Origin of the sequence: Vibrio sp. NH-UV-68 (assembly GCF_042940635.1) — a bacterium.
GTDB classification, from domain to species: Bacteria; Pseudomonadota; Gammaproteobacteria; order Enterobacterales; family Vibrionaceae; genus Vibrio; species Vibrio pacinii.
The window spans coordinates 200,580-211,981 of the sequence record NZ_CP134975.1 but is presented as its reverse complement, the minus strand read 5'-3'; the positions used below and the strand labels follow the sequence as shown (position 1 = coordinate 211,981).

10 protein-coding genes are annotated in these 11,402 nt (G+C 47.4%); 9 read left to right on the top strand and 1 reads right to left on the bottom strand.

All coding sequences use genetic code 11. The annotated features are described in order from the left end of the window. Nucleotides 1-71 precede the first annotated feature (71 nt). The gene (locus ViNHUV68_RS00970) at nucleotides 72-1,256 is read right to left on the bottom strand and encodes a 3-phenylpropionate MFS transporter (RefSeq protein WP_038175096.1); all 1,185 of its coding nucleotides are present in this window, start codon (nucleotides 1,254-1,256) and stop codon (nucleotides 72-74) included. Nucleotides 1,257-1,447: 191 nt separating this feature from the next. Between ViNHUV68_RS00970 and ViNHUV68_RS00965 the strand changes: the two genes are divergently transcribed. The 9 genes from ViNHUV68_RS00965 (at nucleotide 1,448) to fis (ending at nucleotide 11,295) form a co-directional block, all read left to right on the top strand. Continuing rightward, nucleotides 1,448-3,274 (top strand): DUF294 nucleotidyltransferase-like domain-containing protein, encoded by a 1,827-nt coding sequence (locus tag ViNHUV68_RS00965; protein WP_391088937.1) that lies wholly within the window; start codon nucleotides 1,448-1,450, stop codon nucleotides 3,272-3,274. A gap of 9 nt (nucleotides 3,275-3,283) precedes the next feature. After that, nucleotides 3,284-3,916: a 3'-5' exonuclease gene (locus ViNHUV68_RS00960; protein WP_038175093.1), complete on the top strand. Its 633-nt coding sequence runs from the start codon at nucleotides 3,284-3,286 to the stop codon at nucleotides 3,914-3,916. Between the two features lie 212 nt (nucleotides 3,917-4,128). After that, on the top strand, nucleotides 4,129-6,078 hold the full coding sequence (gene acs, locus ViNHUV68_RS00955; protein WP_391088935.1) for an acetate--CoA ligase: 1,950 nt from the start codon (nucleotides 4,129-4,131) through the stop codon (nucleotides 6,076-6,078). A 298-nt stretch (nucleotides 6,079-6,376) separates the two neighbouring features. After that, the gene (aroQ, locus tag ViNHUV68_RS00950) at nucleotides 6,377-6,826 is read left to right on the top strand and encodes a type II 3-dehydroquinate dehydratase (RefSeq protein ID WP_038175082.1); all 450 of its coding nucleotides are present in this window, start codon (nucleotides 6,377-6,379) and stop codon (nucleotides 6,824-6,826) included. Between the two features lie 79 nt (nucleotides 6,827-6,905). Beyond that, on the top strand, nucleotides 6,906-7,355 hold the full coding sequence (gene accB / locus ViNHUV68_RS00945; protein ID WP_038175081.1) for an acetyl-CoA carboxylase biotin carboxyl carrier protein: 450 nt from the start codon (nucleotides 6,906-6,908) through the stop codon (nucleotides 7,353-7,355). 15 nt (nucleotides 7,356-7,370) lie between these two features. After that, a complete protein-coding gene (gene accC / locus ViNHUV68_RS00940; RefSeq protein ID WP_038175079.1) occupies nucleotides 7,371-8,714 on the top strand; it encodes an acetyl-CoA carboxylase biotin carboxylase subunit in 1,344 nt (447 codons plus the stop codon). A 140-nt stretch (nucleotides 8,715-8,854) separates the two neighbouring features. Next, the gene (gene prmA / locus ViNHUV68_RS00935; protein ID WP_391088933.1) at nucleotides 8,855-9,742 is read left to right on the top strand and encodes a 50S ribosomal protein L11 methyltransferase; all 888 of its coding nucleotides are present in this window, start codon (nucleotides 8,855-8,857) and stop codon (nucleotides 9,740-9,742) included. A gap of 138 nt (nucleotides 9,743-9,880) precedes the next feature. Next, entirely contained in the window at nucleotides 9,881-10,843 is a 963-nt protein-coding gene (dusB, locus tag ViNHUV68_RS00930; RefSeq protein ID WP_391090233.1) for a tRNA dihydrouridine synthase DusB, read from the top strand. A 155-nt stretch (nucleotides 10,844-10,998) separates the two neighbouring features. Then, the gene (gene fis, locus ViNHUV68_RS00925) at nucleotides 10,999-11,295 is read left to right on the top strand and encodes a DNA-binding transcriptional regulator Fis (RefSeq protein ID WP_000462885.1); all 297 of its coding nucleotides are present in this window, start codon (nucleotides 10,999-11,001) and stop codon (nucleotides 11,293-11,295) included. Nucleotides 11,296-11,402: the final 107 nt, after the last annotated feature.

Sequence of the window (11,402 nt, the reverse complement as noted above, 5' to 3'; positions counted from 1 at the left end):
AAAACAAACCCTCTCCAGTCGGGAGAGGGTTTATTTAACTAAGGATACGCAGTCAACTCAATCAGATAGGGTTAATTCTGTGCATTAGGCTCCGCTTTAAGCGCTTGCTTAACATTATGTGGCTGAGGATCTAAACGAATAAATAACGCTAACCCCCCCATCGCCGCCATGACCCAAAACACATTCGCTCCCCAATTCTCATAGCCCCAACCACTTAAGGTAGTCATTAGGGCAATAAAAGCCCCCAAAGGAATGGCATTGTATAGTGCTTGCAGAGCCACCATCTTACGTTGCTCGGAATGCTGGATGTACTGGATAGCCGCAATATGAGCCATGGCAAACGTCACCCCGTGTAACAATTGGATAAGCACCAAGGCCAGTAACACAGTGGTTGATGCCGTAAGCCCCCAACGGACAATGACGCCAATCGATGCAACCATGAACAGCGCGCGCAAGCTCCATCCCGAGAACAAACGCTTGCTCAGCGCAAACACGGCCACTTCGGCGACAACCCCTAAACTCCACAAGTAACCAATAATATCTTCTGAATAACCCGCCTCTTTCCAATAGATAGAACTAAAACTGTAATAGGCAGCGTGGCTTCCCTGAATCAGAGCGGCCAAGATCAGGAATTTGATCACTGGCAACTCGCGAAGTAACTCGGTCAATTTTGGTCGTTCGGTGTTTTCTTCACTGGTTGTCACAGGCATTGGGTTGATACTGCGCAATGAAAACAACAGCGCAAACACCACCCCGGCCAACGCGGTATACAAAATCATGTCACTGCCATATTGAGCCACTAAAAAGCCCACGACCGTTGAACCCGCAATAAACGCAACCGACCCCCATAAGCGAGTACGACCATAATCGAGCATGTTAATACGCGCATAATAGTTTGCCATCGAGTCAGACAATGGCACGGCCGGACCACAGCACAAGTTAAACAATACGGTCGCCAACGCCATTAACCAGAAGCTTCCCCCGGTGAAAAAGTGAAAACCGATAAACAAAATCGAGGCGAAACTCAACCAACGCAATGCTGGCATCAAGTGTTCGACTTTATGAATGCGTGGCGTCAGGAGCATATTGGCAAGACAGCGCGTGGCAAAGCCAATACCAATTAACAAGCCGATATCCGTTGCCGATACCCCCTGCTCTTCAAACCACAACGCCCAAAATGGCAAATAGACACCATAGGCAAAAAAGAAACCGACAAAATACTGTGAAATCCAACCGTAAGGGGAAGGGGTAAACATGATGACCTCTTGAAACAAAAATGTGGGGCGACGGTATTATCGTTGGCTTGGTTTGAATTTAAAAGGGAACAATTCGCACCAATGCGTTTCCTTATTGTCAATCAACAGCAGCAGTTCGACCAAAGTCGTCTGGCACAACGCGTCAAATGCGGCACACTGAATAGATACAGAGTTTGCATTGTGGGTTCGCTATGCCAGAAAAATTTAATATGCACTCCCCTCCATTTGATCGTCTCAATGTATCGCAACAAAAGAAATTGAGAGGATCATTGGATGTCGCTTATTTTCGCACCAGTGAGACTCTTCTAAAGCCGGGCGCTGAGAGCCAACACCTGCATATTTTGATCAAAGGTGCCGTCGAGGAGCGTTCGGAAGATAATAAAGAGATTTTTGCCCACTACGCCAATGACGATCTGTTTGATGTGCGTTCGTTGTTAGATGACACCATCAAACACCGCTATATCGCGCTTGAAGATACCCTCTCTTATCTGCTACCTAAGTCGGTATTTCTTGAGTTGTATCATGACAATGGCCAATTTGCCGCTTACTTCGACAACAACCTCGCTCGTAGGCAAGCCCTGATCGAAACTGCGCAGCAGCAGCAAAACCTGGCCGAATTCATTTTAACCAAAGTGGATAAAGAGATTTATCATCCGCCGATGATTTTCTCGCCGGATCAACCACTTAACCAAGTAACGCAAACACTCAAAGACAACGGCCTTGACTCAGCATTGGTCAAGCTCAACGACAGTGACATCAGGCTTATCGACAACCAACACGCGCTGCCTTACGGTATTATTACTCGCACCAATATGCTGCACGCGGTGATGCTCGATGACCATCCACTCGATACTCCGGTCGGCAAGATCGCCACTTTTCCCGTAGTGCACGTCGAAAACGGCGAATTTCTCTTTAATGCCATGATTAAGATGACGCGCCAGCGCATGAAGCGCGTGATGGTCTCCGATGGCAAAGAAGCCGTCGGCATGCTCGATATGACACAGATTTTAAGCGCCTTTTCAACTCACTCACATGTACTGACCTTAAGTATTGCTCGCGCCAGTAGCATCGAAGAGCTGGCATTGGCTTCCAATCGTCAGCGCCAGTTAGTTGAAAGCCTACTCAATAACGGCATTCGTACCCGCTTTATAATGGAGCTGATTTCAGCCGTTAATGAACAGATCATCGAAAAAGCCTTTGAGCTGATTGTTCCCCCAGCCCTTCACGATCACTGCTGCTTGATCGTTTTAGGCTCTGAAGGCCGCGGGGAACAAATCCTCAAAACCGATCAAGACAATGCCTTAATCCTTAAAGATGGTTTTGAGTGGCATCAATGTGCGGCAGTGATGGATCAACTGACTCACACGTTGCAGCAGCTCGGTTACCCTCTGTGTCCCGGCAACGTGATGGTCAACAACCCTAAATGGGTCAAAAACCAGCGTGACTGGAAAAAGACCATCAGTCACTGGTCAAAACCGACCTCAGCCGAGCATGTCATGGACTTGGCGATTTTTACCGATGCTCACGCGGTAGCGGGCAACAAAGCGTTACTTGAGCCCATTGGCCAACACCTTAAACAAATCATGTTAAACAACATGTTAGCGCTGCAAGACTTTTCGCGTCCGGCGCTTCAATTTGCGTTACCGTTAACACTGTTTGGCAATGTTAAAAAAGACAAAGATGGCCTTGATGTCAAAAGTGGTGGCATCTTCCCTATCGTCCATGGTATTCGCACCTTAGCCCTTGAGTATGGCATTGAAGAGAAAAACACCTTTGAGCGGATTGAAGCACTGCGCAACAGAAAAATCCTTGAACCCGAAACGGCAGACAACCTCAGTGAGGCATTAAAACTGTTATTTAAGTTGCGCTTAAATCAGCAATTGACCCATCAACACAGCCACAACCGTATTGATATTAAGCAGATCGATCGCACCGAGCGTGACTTGCTCCGTCACGCTCTGCACGTAATTAAAAAGTTCAAGCAGTTCTTGGGCTACCATTATCAAATACGAGATTAAGGGTTTACGATGAATTGGCTTCAGCGCCGGTATTGGTTTTACAAACTCAAGGGCTCGCCCTATCAGTCTTTGTTTGACTCTGTCATGAAGGGTGAATTTGTGTCACTCGATTGCGAGACCACCAGTCTCGACCCCAACCGAGCCGAGTTAGTCACGATTGCGGCTACCAAAATCATCGACAACCGAATCATAACCAGTGCTCCATTTGAGGTGCGCTTACGGGCACCACAATCGCTCGATTCTGGCTCAGTGAAAATCCATAAGATTCGCCATCAAGACTTAGCCGATGGTATTGATGAAAAACAAGCGTTGCTCCAACTGCTTGAGTTTATCGGCAAAAGGCCATTGGTCGGCTACCACATTCGCTATGACAAAAAGATCCTTGATCTGGCGTGTCGAAAGCAGCTTGGTTTCCCACTGCCAAACCCTCTGATTGAGGTGAGCCAAATCTATCATGATAAGCTTGAACAGCATCTACCCAACGCCTATTTCGACCTCAGTTTGGACGCCATTTGCCGCCACTTAGACTTACCGCTGCAAGACAAACACGACGCCTTGCAAGACGCCATTGCCGCGGCGCTGGTGTTCGTTCGTCTGACAAAAGGTGATCTCCCTAGCCTAAATCTGCCCTATACCCGCTAAGCTATCCTTAGATCTAACTCTCAATTTTAAACATAGATCCTTCATTTATAAGCAGATTATTCGTTCTCATCCTAAAGTCTAATTGTCGAATCCGCGCCTGTGCCTGAAAGTTATAGCCATAGGGATTTTTACGACGTTAGGGTCAGGGGACCCGATCGTTTTAAACGGACACTTGCTCAATTCGTTACGAATTAAGCACAAGGAGATAAGCAATGAGTGAAGCCCATATCTATCCGGTGAAAGAGAACATCAAAAAAAATACCCACGCGGATATCGATACCTACCAAGCCATGTATCAACAATCGGTCACCGATCCGGTTGGTTTTTGGAGTGAACACGGCAAAATTGTTGACTGGATCAAACCTTTTAGCCAAGTAAAAAATACCTCTTTTGACACAGGCCACGTTGATATTCGTTGGTTTGAAGATGGCACACTGAATGTTTCCGCCAACTGTATTGATCGTCACCTCGCAGAACGTGGCGATGAGATCGCGATCATTTGGGAAGGGGATGACCCGAATGACGACAGCACGCTCACTTTCAAAGAACTGCACAAAGAAGTGTGTGAATTTTCTAATGCCTTAAAACAGCAAGGCGTCCGCAAAGGCGACGTGGTTTGTCTTTACATGCCAATGGTGACCGAAGCGGCCGTGGCCATGCTCGCATGTACCCGTATTGGTGCGGTGCATACGGTGGTCTTTGGTGGTTTCTCACCAGAAGCACTTTCTGGTCGTATTATTGATTCCGATGCCAAAGTCGTCATTACAGCAGACGAAGGTGTTCGTGGCGGTCGCGCCGTACCATTGAAGAAAAATGTCGATGAAGCGCTAACCAACCCAGACGTCAAAACCATCGAGAAAGTCATCGTTATGAAGCGTACTGGCGGTGATATCGATTGGCATGAGCATCGTGATGTTTGGTGGCATGAAGCAACCGCGAATGTCTCTTCCGATTGTCCGCCAGAAGAGATGAACGCCGAAGACCCGCTGTTCATCCTTTACACATCAGGCTCGACGGGTAAGCCAAAAGGTGTTCTCCACACCACTGGTGGTTACCTAGTCTATGCAGCAATGACGTTCAAGTATGTGTTTGACTACCAGCCTGGTGAAACCTTCTGGTGTACTGCCGATGTCGGTTGGATTACCGGCCACACTTACCTGATATACGGGCCGCTGGCTAACGGCGCCAAAACCATTTTGTTTGAAGGTGTGCCGAACTACCCAAGCACCAACCGTATGAGCCAAGTAGTCGATAAACATCAAGTCAATATTCTTTATACCGCACCAACTGCGATTCGCGCCCTAATGGCAAAAGGCAATGAAGCAGTTGAAGGCACTTCTCGTAGCAGTCTGCGTATTATGGGGTCAGTCGGTGAGCCAATTAACCCTGAGGCATGGGAGTGGTACTACAAAACCATCGGTAATGAGAAGTCACCAATCGTCGATACTTGGTGGCAAACGGAAACCGGCGGTATTTTGATTGCGCCGCTACCAGGAGCAACCGATCTCAAACCAGGTTCAGCAACCCGACCATTTTTTGGTATACAGCCTGCTTTGGTGGATAACATGGGTAACATCATCGAAGGTGCAACCGACGGTAACCTTGTTATTCTCGATTCATGGCCTGGCCAGATGCGTACCGTTTACGGCGATCACGACCGCTTTGAGCAAACCTACTTCTCAACCTTTAAAGGCATGTACTTTACCAGTGATGGTGCTCGTCGCGACGAAGATGGTTACTACTGGATCACGGGGCGTGTTGATGACGTATTGAATGTCTCAGGTCACCGTATGGGTACGGCTGAGATTGAATCAGCGCTCGTTGCACACCACAAAATTGCCGAGGCGGCAATTGTCGGTATTCCACACGACATCAAAGGCCAAGCGATCTACGCTTACATCACCCTAAATGATGGTGAGTACCCAAGTGCAGAGCTGCACAAAGAAGTCAAAAATTGGGTACGTAAAGAGATTGGTCCAATCGCCACACCAGATGTGCTGCACTGGACAGATTCACTACCTAAAACTCGCTCAGGAAAAATCATGCGTCGTATTCTACGTAAGATTGCCACTGGTGATACCAGCAACCTAGGCGATACTTCAACGCTAGCCGACCCAAGTGTGGTTGATAAGTTGATTGCAGAGAAAGCAGAACTGGCGTAAAGCCTCTCCCTAAAAAGACCATAAACAAGCCGTCACTGTATGACGGCTTGTTTGTTTTTGGTTACCAGCAAACCTGCTGCAAGCAGGTCATGTGGCACAAAAGTGTTACCTTAATAACAAATTTCCGACGCCAAGCTGGGAGATTAGACCAGTAAATTGCTGCGATTTGCGCTGAATTAGCTATAATCTGGGTCTATTTCAAAGATTCGCTACTTTTTCAACCGAATTTAGTAGGCTGAATCCGCGATAATATGGGAATATTCCAATTCATCTCATGAAGTAGGAAGATAGCAGCACAATGACAGCAAACTCACGCATTCTTGTCTTAAATGGTCCAAATCTAAACCTATTAGGTCTACGTGAACCGGCACATTACGGTTCTTCTACCTTAGCGCAGATTATCGACACATTAACCGAACAAGCTCATGACGCAGGTGTAACGCTAAAACATCTGCAATCTAATCGTGAATATGAGTTGATCGAAGCGATTCATGCCGCCTACAACCAGGTGGACTTTATCATCATCAACCCTGCCGCTTTTACCCACACCAGTGTGGCGTTAAGAGACGCACTGCTTGGCGTTGCTATCCCATTTATCGAAGTACATTTATCCAATGTGCATGCTCGAGAGCCGTTTCGCCATCACTCTTATCTGTCTGATAAGGCACAAGGGGTGATTTGCGGTCTAGGTGCACAAGGTTACCAATTCGCTCTGTCTGCTGCGATTAAACATCTGCAAGCTCAATAGCAGCACAACAGTAAAGTACGAAACACTCTGCAGTTCAGTATTGAGCTGTCTTATTCACAAGATAAAAGAGAAAGAAAAGATGGATATCCGTAAAATCAAGAAGCTTATCGAGTTAGTCGAAGAATCTGGCATTGCTGAGCTAGAAATTTCTGAAGGTGAAGAATCGGTGCGCATCAGCCGTCACGGCGCTGCAGCTCCAGCGCCTATTCATTACGCACCAGCACCTGTCGCGGCTCCAGCAGCAGCTCCTGCTGCTCCAGCGGCAGTAGAGCCTGCAGCACCAGCGGCGCCTACAGGTCATCAGGTTCTTTCTCCAATGGTGGGGACTTTCTACCGTTCACCAAGTCCAGATTCGAAATCTTTCATTGAAGTGGGTCAAAGTGTTAAAGCTGGCGATACGCTGTGTATCGTTGAAGCAATGAAAATGATGAACCAGATTGAATCAGACAAGTCAGGCGTGGTAACGGCTATCCTAGTAGAAGACGGTCAGCCAGTTGAATTCGACCAACCACTTGTTGTTATCGAATAATAGAGGCTCTCTCTCATGCTAGATAAATTAGTCATCGCGAACCGAGGTGAAATTGCACTTCGTATTCTTCGCGCATGTAAAGAACTTGGGATTAAAACGGTCGCGGTTCACTCAACCGCTGACCGTGATCTAAAACACGTACTGCTTGCTGATGAAGCAATCTGTATTGGCCCTGCTCGTGGTATCGACAGCTACCTAAACATTCCGCGCATCATTTCAGCGGCAGAAGTGACTGGCGCAGTCGCCATCCACCCTGGTTACGGTTTCCTGTCCGAAAACGCTGACTTTGCTGAGCAAGTCGAACGAAGCGGTTTTATTTTCGTCGGCCCGAAAGCAGACACCATCCGCATGATGGGTGATAAAGTGTCAGCAATCACGGCCATGAAAAAAGCGGGCGTACCTTGTGTACCAGGCTCTGATGGTCCACTTGACGGCGACGAAACGAAGAATAGAGCCCATGCTAAACGCATCGGTTACCCAGTCATCATCAAAGCCTCTGGTGGCGGCGGTGGTCGTGGTATGCGTGTGGTACGCAGCGAAAAAGATCTTGTTGAAGCCATCGCAATGACGCGCGCAGAAGCGAAAGCCTGTTTCAACAACGATATGGTTTACATGGAAAAATTCCTAGAAAACCCTCGTCACGTTGAAGTGCAGATCATCGCTGATGGTCAAGGCGGAGCCATCCACCTTGGTGAACGTGACTGCTCAATGCAGCGTCGTCACCAAAAGGTTGTTGAAGAGGCACCAGCGCCAGGCATCACTGAAGAAATGCGCAAATACATCGGTGAACGTTGTACGCGTGCCTGTCTTGAAATTGGCTACCGCGGCGCGGGTACGTTTGAGTTCTTGTACGAGAACGGTGAGTTCTACTTCATCGAAATGAACACGCGTATTCAGGTTGAGCACCCAGTGACCGAAATGGTGACTGGTATCGATCTCATCAAAGAACAACTGCGCGTTGCAGCGGGTCAACCTTTGTCATTCACACAAGATGACATCAAGATCCGCGGCCATGCTATCGAATGTCGTATCAACGCTGAAGACCCAGAACGTTTCTTACCTTCACCAGGTAAAATCGAACGCTTCCACTCGCCAGGTGGCATGGGGGTTCGCTGGGAATCACACATCTATGCAGGCTACACAGTGCCTCCGCATTACGACTCGATGATCGGTAAGCTGATCACTTACGGTGAGAACCGTGATGTGGCGATTGCTCGCATGAAGAATGCCCTAGGTGAAATGATTATTGAAGGCATCAAAACTAACGTGACTTTGCAAGAAAGCATCATGAATGATGAAAACTTCCAACACGGCGGTGCTAACATTCATTACCTAGAGAAGAAGCTCGGTTTACAATAATTGAGATTCAACTTACGCTAATAAAATGCTCACTTCGGTGAGCATTTTTTGTTTGCGCCGCTGCGATTCGTCGATAAAAGCTGCACAATTCTGCTAAACTCTGCGCCAATTCACTTTAATCAATGTAAGAGCACAATCCCATGCCTTGGATTCAAATTAAACTCAACGCGACCAACCAAAACGCTGAACAGATTGGCGATATGTTAATGGAAGAGACAGGGGCGCTATCTGTCACCTTTCTTGATGCTCACGATACTCCGGTATTCGAGCCTCTGCCTGGTGAAACGCGTCTGTGGGGCGATACTGATATTCTTGCGCTGTATGACGCTGAAGCCGATACCAACCTCATCATCGAACAAACCAAACTAAGCGGTTTATTGCCTCAGGACTTTGCTTATAAAGTCGAGCAGTTGGAAGATAAAGATTGGGAACGCGAGTGGATGGACAACTTCCACCCTCTCAAGTTTGGTCAGCGTCTTTGGATATGCCCAAGCTGGCGTGATGTACCAGAGACTGATGCGGTCAATGTTATGCTCGACCCTGGCTTAGCCTTTGGTACAGGCACCCACCCAACGACTGCATTATGCCTTGAATGGCTAGAGCAACTAGACCTAAGCGGTAAAACCGTCATCGACTTTGGTTGCGGCTCTGGCATCTTAGCGATCGCTGCGATCAAACTGGGCGCCGAAAAAGTCATCGGCATCGACATTGATCCTCAAGCATTGCTTGCTTCAAAAGATAATGCCGAACGTAATGGCGTCGCTGACCAACTGAATGTTTACCTTCCCCAAGATCAGCCACAGAATCTGGTCGCTGATGTGGTGGTCGCCAACATTCTTGCTGGCCCACTGCGTGAACTTTCGCCAGTCATTCAGTCATTAGTTAAACCAAATGGCCAACTGGCGATGTCGGGTGTGCTCGATACGCAAGCCGAAGATGTTGCTAATTATTACCGTGATGCGTTTCACATTGATCCTATCAAAGAGCAGAGTGAATGGTGTCGCATCTCGGGTCGTAAGCAAGGCTAGACAAGACTTTGCAAGCTAATTGACTGATTTTTAGGCGTTTTACAAAAACAATTTGTAAATGCTCAAATATTAGTCTTTTCACGGCGCAAAAAAATGCGTAAAATGCGCGCCCTTGCTGGTTCACAGTGTGAAGACGTTTTGAAAATCGGAAATTACCAACTAAAGAATAATCTCATCGTTGCTCCTATGGCAGGTGTGACCGATAGACCGTTCCGTGAGTTGTGTCTCCGTTATGGTGCAGGAATGGCCGTCAGTGAAATGATGTCGTCAAATCCTAAGCTATGGAAAACGTCTAAATCGAAGCAACGCATGGTACATGAAGGCGAGTCAGGTATTCGCTCGGTACAAATTGCTGGAGCCGATCCACAGCTGATGGCCGACGCTGCTCAGTTTAGTGTTGAAAATGGTGCGCAAATCATCGATATCAACATGGGCTGTCCAGCAAAGAAAGTGAACAAGAAGCTTGCCGGCTCTGCATTACTACAGCACCCAGACATCATTAAACAGATTCTGCTCGCGGTAGTGAACGCAGTCGATGTTCCTGTGACATTGAAAACTCGGACAGGTTGGGACACAGACAATAAAAACTGCGTCCAAATTGCGAAATTAGCCGAAGACTGCGGCATACAAGCTTTAGCGCTCCATGGGCGTACCAAGGCTTGCATGTACAAAGGTGAGGCGGAATATGACAGCATTAAAGCGGTCAAGCAGGCAATCTCGATACCGGTTATCGCTAACGGTGATATCGATAGTCCAGAGAGAGCCAAGCATGTACTGGAGTACACCGGTGCAGACGCTTTAATGATTGGGCGCCCCGCACAGGGACGTCCGTGGATTTTTCAGGAAATCCAGCATTTTTTGGAAAACGGCACCACGATGCCTGAACTTCCGTATTCGGAAGTAAAAGACATTCTGCTCGGTCACGTTCATGCTCTCCATGAATTTTATGGTGAGTACTTAGGTCCCCGCATCGCGCGTAAGCACGTTGGCTGGTATTTAAAAGAACATGAGCAAGCGAGTGAGTTTCGCCGTACCTTCAACGCACTTGATGCAGCCGAGCTGCAAATTGAGGCATTAGAAGGTTACTTTGATTTAGCCTGAATAGTTGGCGTTTCAGCTAGGCGACAAGTAAGTTCAGCCCGATGAAGATAGAGATTCTATTTGATTAGGCAAGATTTACGCAGTCAACCACGCTGCGACGACATATATGACGGGTATAACGTTGCATCATAATTAAGAGAAGAGCTAGACCGAATATGTTCGAACAAAATCTGACTTCAGAAGCATTAACAGTAACTACAGTAACGTCACAAGACCAGATTACTCAGAAGCCTTTACGTGACTCTGTTAAAGCGTCTCTTAAAAACTACTTGGCTCAACTGAACGGTCAGGAAGTCACAGAACTATACGAATTAGTTCTCGCAGAAGTAGAACAGCCACTACTAGACACCATCATGCAATACACTCGCGGTAACCAAACTCGCGCAGCAACTATGATGGGTATCAACCGCGGTACTCTTCGCAAAAAACTTAAGAAATACGGCATGAACTAATCGTTCATTCGTTACTTATCGATAAAAGCCGGGCTCACTTTGTGAGCCCGGCTTGTTATTATCAGAAATATTGATAATAGGCCAACGATTCATCAGTTTGTGATCTC

Bases quoted from the DNA above. Each gene is read 5' to 3' on its own strand.
- acs (WP_391088935.1), top strand. From the start codon at position 4,129: ATGAGTGAAGCCCATATCTATCCGGTGAAAGAGAACATCAAAAAAAAT.
- fis (WP_000462885.1), top strand. From the start codon at position 10,999: ATGTTCGAACAAAATCTGACTTCAGAAGCATTAACAGTAACTACAGTA.
- prmA (WP_391088933.1), top strand. From the start codon at position 8,855: ATGCCTTGGATTCAAATTAAACTCAACGCGACCAACCAAAACGCTGAA.
- accB (WP_038175081.1), top strand. From the start codon at position 6,906: ATGGATATCCGTAAAATCAAGAAGCTTATCGAGTTAGTCGAAGAATCT.
- accC (WP_038175079.1), top strand. From the start codon at position 7,371: ATGCTAGATAAATTAGTCATCGCGAACCGAGGTGAAATTGCACTTCGT.
- ViNHUV68_RS00960 (WP_038175093.1), top strand. From the start codon at position 3,284: ATGAATTGGCTTCAGCGCCGGTATTGGTTTTACAAACTCAAGGGCTCG.
- ViNHUV68_RS00970 (WP_038175096.1), bottom strand. From the start codon at position 1,256: ATGTTTACCCCTTCCCCTTACGGTTGGATTTCACAGTATTTTGTCGGT.
- ViNHUV68_RS00965 (WP_391088937.1), top strand. From the start codon at position 1,448: ATGCCAGAAAAATTTAATATGCACTCCCCTCCATTTGATCGTCTCAAT.
- aroQ (WP_038175082.1), top strand. From the start codon at position 6,377: ATGACAGCAAACTCACGCATTCTTGTCTTAAATGGTCCAAATCTAAAC.